The sequence below is a fragment of the Micromonospora sp. NPDC005806 genome, from assembly GCF_042871425.1.
Taxonomy (GTDB): domain Bacteria; phylum Actinomycetota; class Actinomycetes; order Mycobacteriales; family Micromonosporaceae; genus Micromonospora.
Genome location: NZ_JBIAIL010000027.1, coordinates 1 through 18,856, shown reverse-complemented (window position 1 = coordinate 18,856; position 18,856 = coordinate 1). Strand labels below are relative to the sequence as shown.

The window sequence follows — 18,856 nt, the reverse complement described above, 5'->3', positions numbered from 1 at the left end:
CCGGTCACAGTAAACGGTCGAGGTGCTCCGGCAGCAGGGCCAGGGTCGGCGCGAGCTGCGAGTGCAGCGGCGCGGGCAGCGCGGCGCGGGTGTACCAGCCGAGGCGGTCGAACTTGTGCGGCTCGCCGATGGCGACCGTGGCCGGGTCGACCCGAACGGCGAAGACCACTGCCACCCAGTGCGACGGCGGGTCGTCGCGCAGCACGTTGCGGACCCCGAGCAGGGTGATGGTCAGCGGCGAGGCGATGTACTCCTCGCGGACCTCGCGGGTGACGGCGGCTTCGAACGTCTCGCCGAACTCCAGCGCGCCCGCGCCGGTGTCCCAGGTGCCGGGCTCGTCGCGGGCGCCGGGGCCGCGCCGGGCGAGCAGCAGCCGGCCGGCGCCGTCGTGGCAGACGAAGACGCAGGACACCAAGGGGGTACGGGCGGACATCCGTTCATTCTGCGCGACCCGGTTCCGCGGCCGGGCCGGCCCCCGCGATCAACGCCTCCGCGGAGCTGGTGCGGGTGGGCCGGGACCGGCTGGTGGCAGCGAACTCCCTGTTGATGACCACCAACGCCACCGTGCAGATCGGTGGCCGGGGGTTCGGTGGCCTGATCGTGCAGTGGCTCGGTGCACCGGTGGCGCTGGCCGTGAACGCGGTCACCCACCTGCTCTCCGCGCTCGCCCTCGCCCGGGTACGCCCCGCGGCCGCGACCGCGACCGGGCGCGACCGGCCGGCCGGCGGCTTCGTCCGGCAGCTCACCGAGGGGGTACGGCACGTGCTGGGCAACCCCCTGCTGCGCCCGCTGGCCGTCTCGCTGGCCGGCATCAACCTCACGGTCAACCTGATGACCACCATGCTGCCGGTGCTCTTCCTGCGCGAGCTCGGGCTCGGCGCCGGTCTGCTCGGGCTCTTCCTCGGCGCCGGTGGGGTCGGCGCGTTGCTGGGCGCCGTGACGGCCCGTCCGTTGGCCGCTCGGATCGGGCACGGCCGCGCGCTGTGGCTGCCCGGGGTGCTGGTGGCGCCGGCCGGCGCGCTGGTCGCGCTGGTCGACACCGGGCCGTGGCTGTGGCTGGCCGGGTTCGGCTGGCTGGCGTTGGCCTGGCGGACCGGGATCGGCAACGTGATCGGGGTGAGCCTGCGGCAACGGGTCACCCCGGACGGGCTGCTCGGCCGGATGAACGCCACCTTCCGGTTCCTGCTGACCGGCGCGATCGCGGTCGGCGCCGGGTTGGCCGGCCTGCTCGGCCAGTACGCGAGCCCGCGTACCTCGGTCTGGGTCGGCGCGGTCGGCGCGGCGCTCACCTGGCTCCCGGTGTTCCGCTCGCCGCTGCGGGCCCTGGCCGACCCGGCGGCGCTGCCGGCGGTGGACCGCTGACGCCGGCCCGGGCCGGCGGTTCGCCACGGCTGTTACCCGGCGGTTACCCGGCTGCGAAGCCACTGTGGCACGACGGGTCGACCGTCGAGTCCGGGACCACCGGAGACGGTCCGGTGGCCGTCCGGAGCATCGACAGGAGGACAGCAATGAGACTGAGGAGAGCACTGCTGGCGCTGGTGGTCGCCCTCGGCGGACTGGTCGCGGGCGCGGGCGGCGCCACGGCGGCCGCCGCACCGTACTGCGGGATCACCTGGGGCAGCACGGCCAAGGCGGGCGGCGCGCTCAGCACCGATCCGCTGGTCGAGGTCCGCACCGGGCGGCACGAATGCTGGGACCGGGTGGTCTTCGAGTTCGCCGGCCCGGCGAACGGCTTCTCGGTCGCGTACGGGGAGACGTACACCGAGGGGCAGGGGCTGGCGTTGTCCCCGTACACCGCCGGGGGCGCGCTGCTGCGGGTGTCGCTGCGGGCGCCCGCGTACGACGACAGCCACGTCGCCACCGTGCCGTACCGCGCCGGTGAGCACGCCGCGACCGTGCTCGGCTACCGCACCCTGCGGGACGTGGTGTTCGGCGGCAGCTTCGAGGGCTACACCACCTTCGCCGTCGGCGTCCGTGCCCGGCTGCCGTACCGGGTCTTCGTGCTCAGCGGCCCGGGTACGCACAGCCGGATCGTCCTCGACGTGGCCCACAAGTGGCAGGCGTGAGCCCGTCGACGGTGATGGGGGCCGACCGGTCCCCATCACCGACCGTTGCGTCAGGGATCCGCGGCGTCGCACCGGGCTACCCTGAGCGTGTCATGGAGGGCCGCGTGCTGGTGGTCGAGGACGATGCCTCCATCCGGGAGGTCACCGCCCTCGGTCTGCGGCGGTCCGGGTTCCGAGTGGAGACCGCGGTGGACGGGCCCGCGGCCCTCGCCGCCTGGCGGGCCCGGCCGGTCGACCTGATCGTGCTCGACGTGATGCTGCCCGGCCTCGACGGCTTCGAGGTGTGCCGGCAGATCCGGCGCACCAGCCAGGTGCCGATCCTGATGCTCACCGCCCGCACCGACACCATCGACGTGGTCGTCGGGCTGGAGTGCGGCGCGGACGACTACCTGCGCAAACCGTTCGACCTGCCGGAGCTGGTCGCCCGGGTCCGCGCGGTGCTGCGCCGGACCGTCGCCCCGGTCGAGGAGACCACCGTGACGGCCGGTCCACTGGAGATCGACCCGACCCGGTTCGTGGCCCGCAAGGCGGGTCGCGAGCTGCCCCTCACCACCACGGAGTTCCGGCTGCTGCTGGAGCTGGCCCGCCGCCCCGGCCGGGTGTTCACCCGCGAACTGCTGCTCGACCGGGTGTGGGGGCACACCTACCTCGGCGACTCCCGCCTGGTGGACGTGGCGGTGCAGCGGCTGCGCGCCAAGGTGGAGGACGACCCCGGCGCCCCGACACTGATCAGGACCGTCCGCGGGGCGGGTTACAAGCTCTCGACGGGGTGACGTGATGACGGCGGGGAGCGTCGCACCCGGACGCCTGCGGCGCCGGCTCGTCATCGCGTTCGTCCTCATCGCCGGGGTGTCCGCCGGCGCCCTCGCCACCGGGTCGTACCTGATGCTGCAGCAGGCCCGGTTCGACGGCTCGCTGCAACGCGCCGCGGCCGACGCCCGCTATCAGCTCGTCCTCGCCGCGCAGTTCCTGCCGCTGACCGACACCCGCCGGGCGGACCTGCTGGCCAGCTTCGCGCAGAACGGGCGGCCGGTGCTGCTGGTCACCGACGACGTCCAGGCGTCGAACCCCCGGTACGCGACGACGCCCGGCCGGGCGCTGCGGGACACTGTCGCCGCCGGACAGCTGGGCTTCCAACGCACACCCGACGGCGCCCGGCCGCAGCTGCTGGTGGTCGGCGGCCGCATCCCCGGCTCCACCGCCGAACTGTACGTGGTGACCGTGGAGGACGACCTGGTCGACGACCTCCACCAGCTCCGCACCGCGCTGGCGGTCGGTTGGGTCGCGGTGGTGCTGCTCGCCGCCGCCGTCGGCAACACGCTCGCCCGGCGGACCCTGGAACCGGTCGGCCGCGCCAGCCGGGCGGCGCGGGCGGTCGCCGAGGGGCTGTTGCACACCCGGCTGCCGGTCGGCGGCCGGGACGAGTTCAGCGTGTGGGCCGCGTCCTTCAACGAGATGGCCGAGGCACTGGAGACGAAGATCGAGGCACTGTCCCAGGCGCAGGCCCGCGAGCGGCGGTTCACCGCCGACGTGGCGCACGAACTGCGTACCCCGGTCACCGCCCTGGTGGCGGCGGCGTCGCTGCTGGCCGACCAGCTGGACACCCTCCCCGCCGACAGCCGCCGGGCGGCCGAGCTCCTCGTCACCGACGTGGTCCGGCTGCGCCGGCTCGTCGAGGAGCTGATGGAGATCTCCCGCCTGGACGCCGGGCGGGAGGCCGTGTCGGTCCGGCCGGTGGACGTGGTCGCGCTGCTGCGCGGGATCGCCGAGGCGCGAGGCTGGGCCGACCGGGTGACCGTGGCCGGCGCGGCGCCCCCGACCGGCATCGACCCGCGCCGGTTGGAACGGGTGCTGGCCAACCTGATGTCCAACGCGGTCGAGCACAGCGGTGGCGAGGTCCGGGCCGAGGTACGGCACACCGGGAAGTCGCTGATCGTCGAGGTCATCGACCAGGGGGCCGGCATCCCCGCCGAGCACCTGCCGCACCTGTTCGACCGCTTCTACAAGGTCGACCCGTCCCGCACCGGCGCCGGCAGCGGCCTCGGCCTGGCCATCGCGCTGGAGAACGCCCGACTGCTCGGCGGGCGGCTGGAGGTGCGCAGCGAGGTCGGCCGAGGCACCTGCTTCCGTCTCGAACTGCCCGCCGATCACGGAGGTGACCGGTGCGACGCCTGATCGCGCCGCTCGCGGCGCTACTCCTGCTCACCGCCGGCTGCGCACCGGCCCGAACCGGCACCCTCGGCCCGGCCCCGGCCGCCCCGACCACCCGGACGGGCGCGACGCCCGGCTCCCCCTCCCCAGTGCCGTCGACCAGCCGCCAGACCCCGTCGGCGTCCGCCGCCCCGAGCAGCACCGCGTCGCCGGGTCCGGACGGGACGATCACCGTGCAGCTCTGGTTCACCCGCGACGGGAAGCTCGTGCCGACCCGGCGTACGCTGCCCGCCACCCTGGCCACCTCCCGGGCGGCGCTCACCGAACTGGCCGCCGGTCCGTCGCTGGCCGAAACGGCCACCGGAATGACCTCGCTCATCCCGCCCGGCGTTCAGGTGAGCCGCATCGCCGGCCACGTGGCCACACTGGCCCCACCGACCGGGTTCGACAGCGGCGGCGCGGCGACCGTCCGGCTCCGCCGGGCGCAGGTGGTCTGGACGCTGACCCAGTTCCCCACCGTCCGGCGGGTGGCCTTCACCTCGACCGACACCGCGCCGACCGGACGCGACGACTACGCCGACCTGCTGCCCCCGATCACGGTGACCGGCCCGTCCATCGGTGACCGGGTCACCAGCCCGATCACCCTCACCGGGACCGCCGAGGTGTTCGAGGCGACGGTGAGCGTCCGGGTGCTGGACGGCGCGGGCCGGGAGATCGGCACCGCGTTCACCCTCGCCACCTGCGGCTCCGGCTGCCGGGGCGACTACCGGGTCAGCGTCCGCTACCGGCGGGCCACCGCCGGCCCGGGCAGCATCGAGGTGTACGAGGTGTCAGCGCGCGACGGCTCCCGGATCAACGTGGTGGCCATTCCGGTGATCCTGGCCGCCAGCGGTTAGGGTCCGCCGCTACCCGGCAGCGCCCTCGGGCGCCTCGTAGATCCACGATTCGGCTGCGCCCTCCGGCGCGCGCTCCGCCCGCCGGTACTCGACGACCTCCGTCGCCTCATGCGCACCATGAAGTTTGAGCTCATACGTCGCCGGTGGGTCGTCCGCATCCGGCACGTCCCAGTTCACCGGCATCCCGTCGTACGGCCCGCCGCGCAGGCGCACTTTCGCGATCGCCACGCTACTGACCGTAGCGGAGCGGGAGGCCGCGCGGGCGGGTTGGCGGGGTAGGCGCCCGATCGCCTCGCTCTCTTGGTGCCATGCAATGGCCGTCACGCCAGCGGCACCGTGACCAGCGGATCGGTGCTTGGCTGCGCGGAGCCGGCGGCCGGTTCGACGGTCAGCGCCACCAGCCTCTTGCCCCGCACTCCCGTCACCACCGCGGTGTCGCCGCTTACGCCGGCGGTCAGCACCCCCGCCGGTCGCGCGGTCGGTCCATCCATCAGCCACAACTGGTACGCCTGGTCGTCCGCGATCGGCGGCGCCCCGGCCAGCAGCACGACGCCCGCGTCCCGCGCCACGGAGCTCGCGACCGTCAACTGTCCGCCGCCGGCCACCGGCTCCTGCCGGACGACCAGATCCGGCGCGCCGAGAATCTGTCGTATCCGCTCGGTGTCGGCGCGGGCGGCGGCCGTCACGGCCCGCTCGTCGCGCAGCCGTTGCTCCTGCACCAGGTAGGTCACCGTACCCGCGCCTGCGGCCAGGACACCGGCGGCGACGGCCGCAGCGGTCAGCGTGCGCCACCGGCGGTCGGCCGCGCGGCCGTCCCGGCCCGGTCGGCGCCCCGGCCGCTCCTGCGGGGTACGGGCCACCTCGGCGAGCACCTGGGCCCGCAGGCGCGGCGGCGGCATTGACCAGACGTCGTCGGCGAGCCGGGCCGCAGTCGCCAGCAACTCGTCGACCTCGCTCGCGCACGAGAGGCACTCGGCCAGGTGCCGGGCGAACGCGGCCCGTTCGACATCGTCGACGGCGTCGAGCACGTACGGGCCGGCCAGCGCGTGGATGTCAGTCATCGCGTCACGTCCACGCCGAGACAGTCGCGCAGCCGGATGAGCCCGTCCCGCATGCGGGTCTTCACCGTCGCCAGCCCGACGTCGAGTAGTTCGGCGACCTCCCGATAGGTGTGTCCGCCGTAATAGGCAAGCGTGATCGCCTCCCGTTGCAGGCCGGTCAGGTCGCCGAGGCAGCGCCGTACCTGTTGCTGCTCCAACCGCCTGGTCGCCTGCTCGACCACGTCGTCGTGCCCGGTCTCGGCCAGGTCCGCGGCGACCCGGACCATCCGTTCGGCGCTGGCCTGCTCGGACCGCACCCGGTCGACCGAGCGCCGGTGCGCGATGGTGAACACCCAACCGGTCGCCGAACCGCGCGCCGGATCGAACCGTCCGGCGGTCCGCCACACCTCGACGAACACCTCCTGAGCCACCTCCTCGGCCTGCGCCGGATCGCGCAGAACCCGCCGAATCAGCCCGTACACCCGGGGGGCCAGCAGGTCGTAGAGCCGGCCGAACGCTGCGTCGTCGCCGCGGGCCACCACGCGCAACAACCCGTCCACGTCGTCGGGACGGTCGCCGTCCGGCCCTGGCACCCGGCCGAGACGGTCGGGTCGGCGCCGCACGCCGCTGGGCTCCGTCATGACACCAGCCTTCCGAGACACGACGGTATTCGACACGGCAGCGCGCCCGGATGGGTGCCATCCGCAACACACGTCCCCGACGTGATCCGGCCGATGCTAACGCCCGTCCGCCCGTGATCGGACCAGCCGACGGGGTGCCCACTGTGCACCTCCCGGCGGATGGCCGCGCCGCCCCCGGCCCACTCCCGATCCACAAGGGCGGCGCCTCCCGGCGGGATTCGGAGCCGACCACCGGGGCGGATGGGTGGTTGACGGGAATCTCACAGCGGGCCATCAGCTTCGGCGGCTCCTCCGAATCGCCTGCCAGACGACACCCAGCGTCTGCACCGAGAGTGGGAGGGCACGATGACAACGAACCCTGGCCAGGCGTCCCGGCGCCGGTCCACACGGCGGGCGGCCGCGGCGATGGTCGCCGCGATCGGTATCTCGCTCGCCGGAGCCTCGGCCAGCCTCGGGCCGCACACCGCGGGGGCGTCCAGCCACCGCGAGGCACCGCTGGTCGCCATGGACCCGGCGATCGACAACACCGACCTCTACGCCTTCGTCAGCCCGGAGCGGCCCGGCTACCTGACGTTCATCGCGAACTGGCAACCGTTCGAGGAGCCCAACGGCGGACCCAACTTCTACCCGTTCGCGACCGACGCGGCGTACAACATCAACGTCGACAACGACGGCGATGCCAGGGCCGACGCGACGTTCCGCTGGACGTTCCGGAACATCGACAAGCGACGCGGCTCCACCTTCCTCTACAACAACGGCCCGGTCACCTCGATCGAGGACGAGAACCTGCTGTTCCGGCAGACGTACAAGCTCGAATCGTCGTTCGACGGCGCGCCGTTCAAGACGCGGGTGGCCGCTGGACCGGTGGCTCCCTCGCGCGTGGGCAACGCCTCGATGCCGGACTACGCCACCCTGCGCGACCAGGCCACCACCACACTGCCCGGCGGCTGGAAGGTCTTCGTCGGCCAGGCCGACGACCCGTTCTTCCTGGACCTGCGGGTATTCGACCTGCTCTACGGCGGGGACCTGAGCGAGACCGGGCAGGACACCCTCGCGGGCTACAACGTGAACACCATCGCCCTCCAGGTCCCGTTCTCCGACGTGGCGCTGAACGGCGACGCCGAGCGCAACCCAGTGATCGGCATCTGGACGACCACCGACCGCGCCCGGGTGCGGATGTCCGGCGCCACCGGCCGCGCGCGGCAGGGCAACGACCGGGTTCAGGTCTCCCGGCTCGGCAACCCGCTCGTCAACGAGGTGGTCGTGCCGGCCAACCTGAAGGACGCGTTCAACTCCCTGTCCCCGGACAAGGACGCGACCATCCCCGAGGTGGTCCGGCGCGTCACGGACCCCGAGGTGCCGAAGCTCATCGAGACCATCTACGGCATCCCCGCCCCGGCCACGCCGCGGCAGGACCTGGTCGAGATCTTCCTGACCGGCATCACGACGAAGACGCCGGACGGTCCGATCAAGGTCGACCTCAACTCGCAACTGAACAACCAGGACGTCATGGCGAGCAGGTTCCAGCCGGCCGAGATGCTGCGGCTGAACCTGTCGACCCCGGTGACGCAGACGCCGAACCGGCTGGGCGTGCTCGACGGCGACCTCCAGGGCTTCCCGAACGGCCGCCGGCTGACCGACGACGCGGTCGACATCGCCCTGCAGGCGGTCGAGGGCGCGGCGCAGACCGGCCAACTGGTCGACGCGCTCGCCGCGGGCGACAAGGTGGACGCGAACGACAACCCGTTCAGTGACACGTTCCCGTACGTGGCGCTGCCTAACGTTGGCGCGGTCAACGGCGGCGGCGCCGGAGCGACCGGGGACGGCCAGCCGGACGCGACCCCGGAAGGCCAGCAGGACGAGTCACCCCAGCCCGCCCCGTCGGTTACACCGGCCGGCTTCCTCGGCCGCGAGACCGGCGACATGGCCATGACGATGGCCGCCTGGGGCGCCTCCGGCGTGGCGGCCGGGCTGGGCGGGTTGCTCTTCGCCGGCTGGTGGCGCCGCCGCCGACGCCCGGCCACCACGGCCCCCGCCGGGGACATCCCGGACATCGATCCCGACCGGACCCAACCGCTCTGACCACGTCCGGGGGCATGGCGTACGGCGTCATGCCCCCGGCCCGCACACACAGGAGAAGACATGTTGCGGCTACCGAGGATCCGGGCGCGTTCCCTGGCGGTGGTGGGACTCGCGGCCGTGCTGCTGCTCGGCATCGGCGGCGTGCTGGGCCGGCGAGCGCCGGCACCGGCCGGCGGGGAGGAGTTCGCCCGGGTCGAACGGCTCGCCGCCACGATCGACCGGGCGCAGGAGCGGCTGCGCCTGGTCCCCGGCGACTACCACACCTGGGCCGCCCTCGGCCTCGCCTACCTGGAGAAGGCGCGGGTAACGGCGGATCCCACCTTCTTCGCCAAGGCCGATGGCGCGCTCAACCGCTCCCTGGTGGTACGCCCGGACGGCAACAGCCAGGCGCTGGCTGGGCTCGGTGCGCTGGCGAATGCCCGGCACGACTTCGCCGGCGCGGCGCAGCGGGCCCGTGCGGCGCTGCGGCTCAACCCGTACAGCGCGGAGGCCTATGCGGTGCTCGCGGACGCCGAGACCCAGCTGGGCAACCCGGACGCGGCGAGCGACGCCCTGCAACGCCTACTCGACCTGCGCCCCGGACTGACCGCGCTGACCCGCGCCGCGTACGACGACGAGCAGCACGGCCGGATCGCCGAGGCGAGCGGCCTCATGCGCCAGGCCCTGGATGCGGCGGTCGACCCCGCTGACATCGCGTTCTGCCGCTACCACCTCGGCGAGCTGGCCTGGCGGTCGGGGGACCTGGCAGCCGCGGCGCGGGAGTACTCTGCGGGCCTCGCCGCCGACCCGTCCTACCTGCCGCTACGGCAGGGGCATGCGAAGGTTGCCGCCGCCCGGGGCCGGCTCGACGAGGCGCTCGCCAGCTACGCCGACCTGACCCGCCGGTCGCCGACCCCCGGCTACTTCCTCGAATACGCCGAGCTGCTGGACACGGCCGGGCGGGGCGAGGAGGCCACCGCCCAGCGGGACCTCGCCGATGCCGCACACCGGCTCTTCACCGCCAACGGCGGCGCGGACGACCTGACCGGCGCGTACATCGCGCTGGCCCGGTCACGCCCGGCCGACGCGCTGACCATGGCCCGCCGGGAGTGGCAGCGACGCCAGTTCGCCGACGTCGCCGACCTGCTCGCCTGGGCGCTGCACACCAACGGCATGGACGCCGAGGCGCTGGAGTACGCCCGGCGCGCCGAGGCGCTCGGGGCCCGCAACGCCGGATACGCGTACCACCTCGGAATGATCGAACTCGCCCTCGGCGACCGTGACGGGGCCCGCCGTGACCTGGGCCGCGCGCTCAGCATCAACCCGTACTTCTCGCCGCTGGACGCGCCGGCCGCCGCGCGCACCGTCGCCGGATTGGGGCTGTCATGAAACGGATCGCGCTCTTCGTCGCGGGCCTCGCGGTGGCGCTGGGCGGGGTGCTGGCCACCCCGCCGCGCCCGGCGAGCGCCCACCCGCTCGGCAACTTCTCTATCAACCAACTGGCGGCGCTGGACTTCCATCCCGATCGGGTCGAGGTCGCCGCCGAGGTCGACCTCGCGGAGCTGCCGACGCTCCAGGAGTCCGCGTCGGTGGACAGCGACGGCGACGGTGCGCCGAGCGAGGCGGAACGCGCCGCCCACGCGGCGGTCGGATGCGCCGCGTTCGCGCGGGACCTGGAGGTGACCGTGGCGGGCGATCGGCTGGAGTGGACGGTCGGCGACACCGGATTCGAGTACGTCAAAGGCGCCGCCGGCCTGTCGACGAGCCGGCTGCGGTGCCGGTTGGTGGCCGACGCGGCGTTGGGCTCGGCAACCACCGTGGAGGTCGACAACCGGGCGTGGGCTGACCGGGTCGGCTGGCGCGAGTTGACGGCGGTCGGGCACGGTGTGACGCTCGTCGACTCTCCGCTACCGGTGACGAGCGTGAGCGGCGGGCTGCGCGCGTACCCCGACGATCTGCTCAGCTCGCCGCTGGACGTCCGGTCCGCCCGCCTGAAGGTGGCACCCGGGCCCGGCGGCGCCGCAGCTGGCGCCGCGGTGCCCGCAGTGCGGGAGGGCCGGTCCGTCACCCGATGGACGACCGGCCTCGAACGCAGCCTGCGCGACGTCGTCGGCGACCGGGAGTTGACGCCACTGGTCGGCGTGCTCGCCGGGCTGCTCGCCCTGGTGCTCGGCGCCGCGCACGCCGCGTTGCCCGGGCACGGCAAGACGGTGATGGCCGCCTATCTCGCCGGGCGCGCCGGCCGCCCGCGCGACGCGCTCGCGGTCGGTGCCACGGTGACGCTGACCCACACCGGCGGGGTGCTCTTGCTCGGACTGCTGCTGACCACGGCAACGGGACTGGCGGGAGAGGTTGTCCTGGGCTGGCTCGGCGTGGTCAGCGGGGCACTCATCACGGCGGTCGGCGTGAGCATGCTGGTTGGCCTGTGGCGACGTCGCCGGCTTGCCGCCCACGATCACCCGCACCCCCACGGCGGCCTCCGTGCCGGCCACCCCGACCACGGCCACGGGTTCCGGCACAGCCACGGCCCCGTCGGTCACCACCACAGCCACTCCAGCCACCGGCCCGGGCCGGGGCACCGTCACGGGCCTGCGGGTCACCTTCACGGCCACCACACGGATCGGCCGAGCCGGCTCAACATCCTCGGTATCGGGGTGGCGGGCGGCCTGCTGCCCAGCCCGTCGGCGCTGGTGATCCTGCTCGGGGCGATCGGGCTCGGCCGTACCGGCTTCGGGGTGCTGCTCGTCCTCGCGTACGGCGTCGGCATGGCGGCGACCCTCACCGCCGCCGGCCTGCTGGTGATCCGGTTGCGGGACCGGTGGGACCGGCACCGGCGCATCCGCCCCACCGTGCGCCGGCTTCGGCTGGCCGGGCTGACATCCGCCGGACCGGCCGCGACCGCCGGCCTGGTCCTCGTCGTGGGGCTGGTCATGGCCGGCCGCGCCCTGACCACCCTCGCCTAACCACCCAGCCCATGCGCGGGGTCACCTGACAGGCCAGCGGGTCGCCTTCCGGCTGGTCCGCGATCATCTCCGGCTTGGTCGGGACCGCGGTGCGGATCCCGCGTGTTCTACTTCTGTGGTGCGCGTAGCAGACGACACGGGTATCCCCGAGGGGGCACGGGCCGGCGCGGCGATGCAGACCGGCCGCTCGGCGGAGTCCGAACCGGGGCCGGTGCGGTCCGAACCGAAGATTGTCGACCCCGAGCGGCTGGTCTTCTTCTCGGACGCGGTGGTCGCCATCGCGATCACGTTGTTGGCGTTGGAACTGCCGGTCCCGGCCGGCCACACAAACGCCGAGCTGTGGCGCGATCTGGGTCGCAACGTCAACGAGTACGTGGCATTCCTGATCAGCTTCGCGGTGATCGGGGGCCACTGGTTCGTGCACCACCGCACGTTCGGCCACGTAGCCAGGCTGAGTGGCCGGCTGGTCCGCTGGAACATGCTGTGGCTGCTCATGATCGTATTGACGCCGTTCGTCACCAGGGTCATCGTCGGCGACGGCGCGTTCGCCGCACGGTTCACCCTCTACGCGGCGATCCAGGCGCTCGCGTCCGTCGCCTTCCTGCTGGCGGTGCACGAGATGGACCGGCACGGGCTGACCCGGGCGGGCACGCCGCGTTCGCTGTTCGGCAACAGTTACCGCATCCTGTCGGTCGCGGCCGGCGCGTTCGCGGTGTCCATCCCGTTGGCGTTCGTGACGCACTGGGCGTACGCGTGCTGGGCGGCCATTCCCTTCGTCACGCGGGTGCAGCGTCTCGCCGCCGCCGCGCAGCGCCGTCCACGGCGCGCTGCGGTGTAGGGGGCCCGTCCTGCCGATCATGGAAGTCAGCTGACCGCGGCGTCAGCCCAACCCGGCCGCCGCCTCCGCGAGGTGGGTGAGAAATCGCTGTACCGCGGGCGGTCGGCTGCGTCCGGCGACCGTGGCGGCGAAGACCCGCCGGGACGAGGCGTCGTCGGGGTGCAGGCGGAGCAGGGCCAGGTCGGGCGGGGTGGCCCGGACGGCGAGCGCGGGCACCAGAGCGACCCCCAGCCCGGCCGCGACGCAGCCGAGCTTGCCGGTCCACTCGGCGGCCACGATGTCGACGCGGGGCTGGAACCCCGCCGGCAGGGTGGCCCGCAGCAGGGTCTCCTCGGCCGTGGCCGATCCCGCGATGAACGGGTCGTCGGCCAGCTCGTGGAGCCGCACGGTGCGGCGGTGAGCGAGCCGGTGCGTGCGAGGCACCGCCACCAGCAGCACATCGTCGACGAGGTGGAGCAGGTCGAACCGCTCGTTGTCGAGCGGCTGGTCGGGCGCCGCGCTCACCACGGCGGTGTCGGCGTCCCCGGCAAGCAGGCGGTCCAGCAGCCTCGGCGTCAACCCTTCGACGAGCTGCACCGCCACCTGGGGGTGGGCTGATCGGAACGCGGCCAGGGCACGTGGCACGAGCGCCGCCACCGCGGTCGGAAACGCGCCGACCCGTAGCCTGCCGGCGGTCAGGTCGCGCAGCGCGGCCAGGTCCCGACGGGCGGCGTCGAGCCGGTCGAGCACCGCCTCGGCGTGGCCCAGTAGGCAGCGGCCCGCTTCGGTCAGGGCGACACCGCGCGGCAGCCGGTCGAACAGGGGCGCCCCGGTCTCGGCCTCCAGCCCGGCGATCTGCCGGGACACCGCGGACTGGGTGTAGCGCAGGCTCCGAGCCGCCGCCGTGATCGATCCGTGCGCGGCGACGGTACGAAAGGTGTTCAGGGCGTCGGGCAGCATACCGACATCCTGCCATGCGCCACGGGCATGGCAGGGATGCGAGACAATCGCTGGTGGCATGGCTCGGCGCCCCCTAGCCTTCCCCGACATGGACGTCATCGCACTGCTCGGCACCGGCACGATGGGCAGCGCCATCGGCCGCCGCCTGCTGGCGGCCGGGCGACAACTCATCGTCTGGAACCGCACCCCAGGCCGGACCGGGCCGCTCGTCGCGGCCGGCGCACGCGCCGCCGCCACCCCGGTCGAGGCCGTCCGGGACGCCGACGTAGTGATCACCATGCTCACCGACGCGACCGCCGTACGCGAGGTGCTGGGCTCGGCCGCGACCGCCCTGCGGCCCGGCACCCACCTGGTCGACATGTCGACGATCGGCCCGACGGCCATGCCGGAGCTGGCCGCACTGCTGCCGGCGGGCGTACCGCTGGTGGACGCGCCCGTCGCCGGCAGCGCCACGGCGGCCGAAGCCGGTCGACTCACCGTGCTGGCTGGCGGCGAGGACGCGGCACTCGACCGGGTCACCCCCGTGCTGGACCTGCTCGGCACAGTCCGCCGCTGCGGGCCTCCCGGCCAGGGCGCCGCGCTGAAACTGGTGCTCAACACGGCCCTGGTCACCGCCGTCGCGGCCATCGCCGACGCGCTTGCGGTCGCCGAGGCGGTCGGCGTGGCCCGGCGTACCGCGCTCGATGCGCTCGCGGCCGGACCGCTCGGCGGCGCGGTCGCCCGGGCGACCGCCACGGACACCGCGTTCGGCGTCGCCCTGGCCGCCAAGGACGCCCGGCTCGCCCTCGACGCGCTCGGCGACGCGCCCGCGCCTCTCCTGCGCGCCGCCGCGTCGGTGCTGGCGGCCGCGCCACACCCACACCACGACATCGCCACCCTCACCGGCGTCCGCCCGGCGGACGCCACCGTCCCCGCCAAGGAGCAGGCATGACCATGACCCTGGACAACCCCGCAACCGTCCCCGCGCCGTTCGGCGACCGGTTCGCCCACGTCGCCCGCCTCGACCTGCCAGGCGGCACCCTGCTCGTCCTCTCCGGCCAGGTGGGCGTGGACGACCACGGCGTGATCGTCGAGCCCGGCGACGTCCGGGCACAGTCCAACCGCATCTTCACGCTGATCGGCGGCCTGCTCGCCGCGCACGGCGCCACCTTCGATGACGTCATGCACGTCCGGACGTTCATGACTGACCTCGGCGACCTGGCCGGCTACGCGGCGGTCCGCAGCCGGTACTTCCCGCACTCCCGGCCGGCCAGCACCACGGTGGAGGTGAGCCGGCTCTTCCTCGACGGCGCGGTCCTGGAGGTCGAGGTGACCGCCGCCGTCACCACGAGTTGACGTGACGGTGTTCGCGGGGCACCCCGCGCCGGGGCCCCGCCAGCGGTGCCATCCACCTGAACTGACCAGCCGCGACGTACGTCATAGAAGTGACCACCGGACGGGTGGAAGGGACGCGCGCTCGGGATGTGTGCTGAGGTGAGCAGGACGCAGGCGGGCCGGGCAGAGTGTGTCGGGTCGAGCCCGTCCGACACGGCGATCGAAATCCAAACGAGGTTAGTTCAAGCAGTCGGACCGAGTCGCATCTGGGCGATCAGGGAATCCGCGGAGTATGTGGTACACGTTCTGATGGGTCATACCGAAAGCGCGAGCGAGCGCGGGTCCAGACTCACCCGCGCGATATCGTTCGACGATAGTCTGATTGCGATCCGCTTTGGCTAAAGCGACAGGCCGGAAACCTAACAGACGAACGACCTGCTCCTGCCGTCTACCTCCGAGCATCGGGCGAACCCGGGAAGCAAGTTCCCGCGCGGAACCTCCGTAGATACCCGTGGACCAGATAGGCGTCCATCGGCCGCGTGCACACTCCCGGGTGACACGGCGTGCTCCCATCAGGGCAGCCGCTCGCCTGATCACGTCCTCATCGGTCATCCTCACCACTATGCCTCCCCGGAAACACGCCTCGCCCTCAAGCAGACCGGCCAGCCAGGCCATCTGCACGCATTCTCCGGCAGTGTCCGCCAGAAGGCGCTCACCTCTCCTGCTTTTGTCCGCCGAGGAAATCATTGTGTCTACCGGACGGTAGTCGCCGCGGAGACAGTTCCCGACTCCCTTGGGCGTCACCCCCAAGACATCAGCAATTTGGGCCCGAGAATAGCCTCGCCGCTCCAAGTCGATCATTTCGACGACATCAACCGCGTAGGGCACACGTCGCCCACGCCTCGACCATTTGCTTAGGGCACGATGGATTTGCTCCTGCCGACGCTGCCCCATGAGCGGCGCAAGGGCTTCCATCACCTCTACCGCGCGGCGGCCCCTCACGCGACAGACGAATGCGTCCTTGTGATGGTGGCGTTTCGCAGGGATGCGAAAGTAACGAGCTTCCAAGAAAAGGGCGGCGCGGGCAACGACATCTTCATCTGTCATTGACAGCGCGACGGCAGGGCAGCCCGGGTTCGAAGGACTAGGTGACAGAAAGGATCCTTCGCCCTCCAAGAGGCCCGCTAGGTAGGCTAGCGTCGTTGGCCGCCGAGCCGCTGCAAACATCAATCTCCCCATGCAATCATCTAAACACCACTGTGGACGACTTGACGCACAAGAGGTGCGACACAGCTTTCTGCGCCACAAAGCCAAGGTCCCTGGCCCACCGGGCGCATCCGGTCGTGATGATGCAGTGCCCCCGGCTGGATTCGAACCAGCGGCCTTCGAATTCGGAATCCGATGCGCTCTCCGCTGCGCCACGAGGGCATGAGCGGCGGGAACGGGTCCCGCCGTACGTACCCGGGGTGCGATTCGAATGCACACTGGCCGCTTCCTGAAAACGGTGCCTCTGCCGTTGGGCTACCCGGGCCTGAGCATCGTGCCCTCGGCGCGATTTGAACGCGCACTACGCGGCCGCTCAGACCGCTGCCTCTCCCATTGGGCTACGAGGGCTCAAGCTGCGAGCCGAGGACTCGAACCTCGAACCTCCCGTTTCAGAGACGGGTGTGCTGCCAATTGCACCAGCTCGCATGGTGTCCGCCGACGGCAGACCGTGCCCCGACCAGGATTCGAACCTGGGTTCTTCGCTTTCGTAGAGCGACGCGTTGTCCGCTACGCCACCGGGGCGGGATGACCGGCGCCCACCCCCTCGGGGCGCCGGTCGGTTCAACCCTTCACGCAGACGACCTGCTTGAGGTGGGCGACCACCTCGACCAGGTCCTCCTGCTGGGCCATCACCTGGGTGATGTCCTTGTACGCGCCGGGGATCTCGTCGACCACCCCGGCGTCCTTGCGGCACTCCACCCCGGCCGTCTGCGCGGCCAGGTCGGCGGTGCTGTACGTCCGCTTCGCCTGCCCGCGCGACAACCGCCGCCCGGCCCCGTGCGACGCCGAGCAGTACGCGTCGAGGTTGCCCTTGCCGCGCACGATGTACGAGCCGGTGCCCATCGAGCCGGGGATGATGCCCAGGTCGCCCTTGCCCGCCCGGATGGCCCCCTTGCGGGTCACCAGCACGTCCACCCCGTCGTACGTCTCCTCCGCCACGTAGTTGTGGTGGCAGCTGATCGGCTCACCGAACGAGACGTGCGGGAACTCGTCGCGCACCACCGCGCAGAGCAGGGCGAGCATGACGGCCCGGTTGCGGCGCGCGTACTCCTGCGCCCACCAGAGGTCCCGGCGGTAGGCGTCCATCTCCGGGGTGCCGGCGAGGAACACCGCGAGGTCCCGGTCGGGCAGGTCGACGTTGTGCGGCAGCCCGCGGGCCACCGCCATGTGCCGCTCGGCCAGTTCCTTGCCGATGTTGCGGGACCCGGAGTGCAGCATCAGCCAGACCTGGCCGTTGTCGGGGCCGCCCTGCTCGAGGCAGACCTCGATGAAGTGGTTGCCGCCGCCGAGGGTGCCGAGCTGACGCTGGGCCCGGGTCTCCAGCTGCGCCACCTTCCGGTCGAGGGTGGTGAAGCGCCGCCAGAAGTCGTCCCAGCCGCGCTGCTCCAGGCCACGGATCCGGCGCGGTTCGACCGCGTCGTCGCGCATGGCGAAGCCGACCGGGATGGCCGCCTCGATCGCGGTCCGCAGCGGCGCGAGGTCGTCTGGCAGGTCCACGGCGGTGAGCGAGGTGCGGACCGCCGACATGCCGCAGCCGATGTCGACGCCGACCGCGGCCGGCGAGACGGCCTGCCGCATCGCGATGACCGAGCCGACGGTGGCGCCCTTGCCGAAGTGCACGTCCGGCATGACGGCGACGCCCTGCACCCACGGCAGCGCACCGATGTTGCGCAGCTGCTGGGCCGCCTGCGCCTCGATGGTCCAGGGGTCGGTCCAGACCCGGACCGGTGCCCGGGTACCGGCCAGCGGGGTGAAACCCATCGTCGTCTCCTTGTTCGAGGGATGTCCGAGCGGCTGGCCGGATTCGAACCGGCGATCTTCACCATGGCGAGGTGACGCGCTGCCTGACTGCGCTACAACCGCGAGGTGGTGCCGGGGCGGGACCGGGCGTAGGCCGTACGGGACTCGAACCCGTAGCCTCCCGGGTGAGAACCGGGTGAGCTGCCAATTGCTCCAACGGCCCGTGCGGGACGGCGGATCGCCGTCCACGCGGAGTCCGGGACCGCGGAATCGAACCGCGTGTCTCTCGCGCCCAAGGCGAGCGGGTCAGCCAGCTCCCTCGTCCCGGATGCCCGGCCGGCGCGCAGGGCGCCGGCCGAGATCGTGCTCATGCCGTCCACTGTGGAGTTGAGAAGATCCGACGTCGCCGGCGGGAGGCCGGGACAGGTGGAGCAGGGGCGACAGGATTCGAATCAGCAACCGTCGGGTTTGGGGAATCCGGTGCTCTTCCGTTGAGCTACGCCCCTCGGGCGCCGGTGACGAAAAAGCCGCCCGGTCCCTGGTCGCGGGGCGGGCGGCTGCGCGTGTGTCGCGCCGGCGCTAGATGCGCCACCACCCCGGTTGCCACCGCTGCCGTCGGCAGCGACCCAGGCCACGTTCGGCCAGCAGCGCACCGCCGCGCGGCGTGGGCCGCGGGGCCTGGGTGCGGTTCTGCTGCGACACGGTGTGCTCCCTGGGTGGAACCGGTTGACGTTGCCCGTTTACGGTAGGCGGGTCGGCGGGCGGATCGCAATGGATATTCGTGCGCCCGGCATCAGCCGGTGCGAGCGGTCAGACCGGCCAGGGTGAACGCTAGTGGAAACCGCACTAGCTTGTTTTTTAACCTTTGCGTTTTTGCTGGTCGGCTTGGGTGCGGGCGCGGTGGAGGGTTTTGCCGACGTCGTGGCGGGGTGCGCGGTGTC

General features: G+C 72.7%; 18 protein-coding genes and 8 tRNA genes. 12 read left to right on the top strand and 14 right to left on the bottom strand.

All coding sequences use genetic code 11. The annotated features are described in order from the left end of the window. Window positions 1-4 precede the first annotated feature (4 nt). Window positions 5-433 (bottom strand): NUDIX domain-containing protein, encoded by a 429-nt coding sequence (locus ACFYOS_RS24695; RefSeq protein ID WP_387146032.1) that lies wholly within the window; start codon window positions 431-433, stop codon window positions 5-7. Window positions 434-480: 47 nt separating this feature from the next. Between ACFYOS_RS24695 and ACFYOS_RS24690 the strand changes: the two genes are divergently transcribed. The 5 genes from ACFYOS_RS24690 to ACFYOS_RS24670 all read left to right on the top strand — a co-directional run bounded on the left by ACFYOS_RS24690 (window position 481) and on the right by ACFYOS_RS24670 (window position 5,113). Beyond that, window positions 481-1,362, top strand: a complete 882-nt coding sequence (locus ACFYOS_RS24690; RefSeq protein WP_387146224.1) for an MFS transporter — start codon at window positions 481-483, stop codon at window positions 1,360-1,362. Window positions 1,363-1,508: 146 nt separating this feature from the next. Continuing rightward, a complete protein-coding gene (locus ACFYOS_RS24685) occupies window positions 1,509-2,066 on the top strand; it encodes a hypothetical protein (RefSeq protein ID WP_387146029.1) in 558 nt (185 codons plus the stop codon). Window positions 2,067-2,158: 92 nt separating this feature from the next. Next, entirely contained in the window at window positions 2,159-2,839 is a 681-nt protein-coding gene (locus tag ACFYOS_RS24680) for a response regulator (RefSeq protein ID WP_387146026.1), read from the top strand. 4 nt (window positions 2,840-2,843) lie between these two features. After that, window positions 2,844-4,241, top strand: a complete 1,398-nt coding sequence (locus ACFYOS_RS24675; RefSeq protein ID WP_387146023.1) for an ATP-binding protein — start codon at window positions 2,844-2,846, stop codon at window positions 4,239-4,241. Next, window positions 4,229-5,113, top strand: coding sequence for a Gmad2 immunoglobulin-like domain-containing protein (locus tag ACFYOS_RS24670; RefSeq protein WP_387146020.1), 885 nt, complete (start codon window positions 4,229-4,231; stop codon window positions 5,111-5,113). The genes ACFYOS_RS24675 and ACFYOS_RS24670 overlap by 13 nt, the downstream gene beginning before the upstream one ends. 9 nt (window positions 5,114-5,122) lie before the next feature. Here the strand turns inward: ACFYOS_RS24670 and ACFYOS_RS24665 are convergent, their stop codons facing one another. From ACFYOS_RS24665 to sigK, 3 genes are all read right to left on the bottom strand, one after another. Further along, window positions 5,123-5,341 (bottom strand): hypothetical protein, encoded by a 219-nt coding sequence (locus ACFYOS_RS24665; RefSeq protein WP_387146017.1) that lies wholly within the window; start codon window positions 5,339-5,341, stop codon window positions 5,123-5,125. Window positions 5,342-5,433: 92 nt separating this feature from the next. After that, the gene (locus ACFYOS_RS24660) at window positions 5,434-6,174 is read right to left on the bottom strand and encodes an anti-sigma factor domain-containing protein (protein ID WP_387146014.1); all 741 of its coding nucleotides are present in this window, start codon (window positions 6,172-6,174) and stop codon (window positions 5,434-5,436) included. After that, window positions 6,171-6,794 carry an ECF RNA polymerase sigma factor SigK gene (gene sigK / locus ACFYOS_RS24655; RefSeq protein ID WP_387146011.1) on the bottom strand — a complete coding sequence of 208 codons (624 nt, stop codon included), beginning with the start codon at window positions 6,792-6,794 and terminating at the stop codon, window positions 6,171-6,173. Before sigK ends, ACFYOS_RS24660 begins: the two co-directional genes overlap by 4 nt. A 345-nt stretch (window positions 6,795-7,139) precedes the next feature. Here sigK and ACFYOS_RS24650 point away from each other — a divergent pair, with 345 nt between their 5' ends. From ACFYOS_RS24650 to ACFYOS_RS24635, 4 genes are all read left to right on the top strand, one after another. Continuing rightward, window positions 7,140-8,876: a DUF4331 domain-containing protein gene (locus ACFYOS_RS24650; protein ID WP_387146008.1), complete on the top strand. Its 1,737-nt coding sequence runs from the start codon at window positions 7,140-7,142 to the stop codon at window positions 8,874-8,876. A gap of 60 nt (window positions 8,877-8,936) precedes the next feature. Then, window positions 8,937-10,244, top strand: coding sequence for a tetratricopeptide repeat protein (locus ACFYOS_RS24645; RefSeq protein ID WP_387146005.1), 1,308 nt, complete (start codon window positions 8,937-8,939; stop codon window positions 10,242-10,244). After that, window positions 10,241-11,818, top strand: coding sequence for a nickel/cobalt transporter (locus ACFYOS_RS24640; RefSeq protein ID WP_387146002.1), 1,578 nt, complete (start codon window positions 10,241-10,243; stop codon window positions 11,816-11,818). The genes ACFYOS_RS24645 and ACFYOS_RS24640 overlap by 4 nt, the downstream gene beginning before the upstream one ends. A 172-nt stretch (window positions 11,819-11,990) precedes the next feature. Then, the gene (locus ACFYOS_RS24635; RefSeq protein WP_387146000.1) at window positions 11,991-12,656 is read left to right on the top strand and encodes a TMEM175 family protein; all 666 of its coding nucleotides are present in this window, start codon (window positions 11,991-11,993) and stop codon (window positions 12,654-12,656) included. Between the two features lie 42 nt (window positions 12,657-12,698). On the opposite strand, the gene ACFYOS_RS24630 is transcribed toward ACFYOS_RS24635, so the two are convergent. After that, a complete protein-coding gene (locus tag ACFYOS_RS24630; RefSeq protein ID WP_387145997.1) occupies window positions 12,699-13,595 on the bottom strand; it encodes a LysR family transcriptional regulator in 897 nt (298 codons plus the stop codon). Between the two features lie 88 nt (window positions 13,596-13,683). On the opposite strand from ACFYOS_RS24630, the gene ACFYOS_RS24625 reads away from it, so the two are divergent. The 3 genes from ACFYOS_RS24625 (at window position 13,684) to ACFYOS_RS24615 (ending at window position 16,019) form a co-directional block, all read left to right on the top strand. Beyond that, on the top strand, window positions 13,684-14,526 hold the full coding sequence (locus ACFYOS_RS24625) for an NAD(P)-dependent oxidoreductase (protein ID WP_387145995.1): 843 nt from the start codon (window positions 13,684-13,686) through the stop codon (window positions 14,524-14,526). Next, the gene (locus tag ACFYOS_RS24620; RefSeq protein ID WP_387145992.1) at window positions 14,523-14,930 is read left to right on the top strand and encodes a RidA family protein; all 408 of its coding nucleotides are present in this window, start codon (window positions 14,523-14,525) and stop codon (window positions 14,928-14,930) included. The genes ACFYOS_RS24625 and ACFYOS_RS24620 overlap by 4 nt, the downstream gene beginning before the upstream one ends. Before the next feature lie 903 nt (window positions 14,931-15,833). Next, on the top strand, window positions 15,834-16,019 hold the full coding sequence (locus ACFYOS_RS24615; RefSeq protein ID WP_387145989.1) for a hypothetical protein: 186 nt from the start codon (window positions 15,834-15,836) through the stop codon (window positions 16,017-16,019). Window positions 16,020-16,264: 245 nt separating this feature from the next. On the opposite strand, the gene ACFYOS_RS24610 is transcribed toward ACFYOS_RS24615, so the two are convergent. The 9 genes from ACFYOS_RS24610 to ACFYOS_RS24570 form a co-directional block, all read right to left on the bottom strand. Next, window positions 16,265-16,337: transfer RNA gene (locus ACFYOS_RS24610), tRNA-Arg, on the bottom strand. Window positions 16,338-16,367: 30 nt separating this feature from the next. Further along, window positions 16,368-16,440, bottom strand: a tRNA-Leu gene (locus ACFYOS_RS24605). Window positions 16,441-16,450: 10 nt separating this feature from the next. Beyond that, window positions 16,451-16,523: transfer RNA gene (locus ACFYOS_RS24600), tRNA-Leu, on the bottom strand. A 5-nt stretch (window positions 16,524-16,528) separates the two neighbouring features. Next, window positions 16,529-16,601, bottom strand: a tRNA-Gln gene (locus tag ACFYOS_RS24595). Window positions 16,602-16,624: 23 nt separating this feature from the next. Continuing rightward, a tRNA-Arg gene (locus ACFYOS_RS24590) sits at window positions 16,625-16,697 on the bottom strand. Window positions 16,698-16,736: 39 nt separating this feature from the next. Further along, window positions 16,737-17,936, bottom strand: coding sequence for an RtcB family protein (locus tag ACFYOS_RS24585; RefSeq protein WP_387145986.1), 1,200 nt, complete (start codon window positions 17,934-17,936; stop codon window positions 16,737-16,739). 28 nt (window positions 17,937-17,964) lie between these two features. Then, a tRNA-Gly gene (locus ACFYOS_RS24580) sits at window positions 17,965-18,038 on the bottom strand. A 27-nt stretch (window positions 18,039-18,065) separates the two neighbouring features. Next, window positions 18,066-18,138 (bottom strand) — tRNA-Glu (locus ACFYOS_RS24575). A gap of 32 nt (window positions 18,139-18,170) precedes the next feature. Continuing rightward, window positions 18,171-18,243 (bottom strand) — tRNA-Pro (locus tag ACFYOS_RS24570). Window positions 18,244-18,856: the final 613 nt, after the last annotated feature.

What these genes read in the sequence shown, in the direction of transcription:
- ACFYOS_RS24695 (WP_387146032.1), bottom strand. Translation starts at nt 433, where the DNA reads ATGTCCGCCCGTACCCCCTTGGTGTCCTGCGTCTTCGTCTGCCACGAC.
- ACFYOS_RS24685 (WP_387146029.1), top strand. Translation starts at nt 1,509, where the DNA reads ATGAGACTGAGGAGAGCACTGCTGGCGCTGGTGGTCGCCCTCGGCGGA.
- ACFYOS_RS24680 (WP_387146026.1), top strand. Translation starts at nt 2,159, where the DNA reads ATGGAGGGCCGCGTGCTGGTGGTCGAGGACGATGCCTCCATCCGGGAG.
- ACFYOS_RS24675 (WP_387146023.1), top strand. Translation starts at nt 2,844, where the DNA reads ATGACGGCGGGGAGCGTCGCACCCGGACGCCTGCGGCGCCGGCTCGTC.
- ACFYOS_RS24660 (WP_387146014.1), bottom strand. Translation starts at nt 6,174, where the DNA reads ATGACTGACATCCACGCGCTGGCCGGCCCGTACGTGCTCGACGCCGTC.
- sigK (WP_387146011.1), bottom strand. Translation starts at nt 6,794, where the DNA reads ATGACGGAGCCCAGCGGCGTGCGGCGCCGACCCGACCGTCTCGGCCGG.
- ACFYOS_RS24650 (WP_387146008.1), top strand. Translation starts at nt 7,140, where the DNA reads ATGACAACGAACCCTGGCCAGGCGTCCCGGCGCCGGTCCACACGGCGG.
- ACFYOS_RS24645 (WP_387146005.1), top strand. Translation starts at nt 8,937, where the DNA reads ATGTTGCGGCTACCGAGGATCCGGGCGCGTTCCCTGGCGGTGGTGGGA.
- ACFYOS_RS24640 (WP_387146002.1), top strand. Translation starts at nt 10,241, where the DNA reads ATGAAACGGATCGCGCTCTTCGTCGCGGGCCTCGCGGTGGCGCTGGGC.
- ACFYOS_RS24635 (WP_387146000.1), top strand. Translation starts at nt 11,991, where the DNA reads ATGCAGACCGGCCGCTCGGCGGAGTCCGAACCGGGGCCGGTGCGGTCC.
- ACFYOS_RS24630 (WP_387145997.1), bottom strand. Translation starts at nt 13,595, where the DNA reads ATGCTGCCCGACGCCCTGAACACCTTTCGTACCGTCGCCGCGCACGGA.
- ACFYOS_RS24625 (WP_387145995.1), top strand. Translation starts at nt 13,684, where the DNA reads ATGGACGTCATCGCACTGCTCGGCACCGGCACGATGGGCAGCGCCATC.
- ACFYOS_RS24620 (WP_387145992.1), top strand. Translation starts at nt 14,523, where the DNA reads ATGACCATGACCCTGGACAACCCCGCAACCGTCCCCGCGCCGTTCGGC.
- ACFYOS_RS24615 (WP_387145989.1), top strand. Translation starts at nt 15,834, where the DNA reads ATGGATTTGCTCCTGCCGACGCTGCCCCATGAGCGGCGCAAGGGCTTC.
- ACFYOS_RS24585 (WP_387145986.1), bottom strand. Translation starts at nt 17,936, where the DNA reads ATGGGTTTCACCCCGCTGGCCGGTACCCGGGCACCGGTCCGGGTCTGG.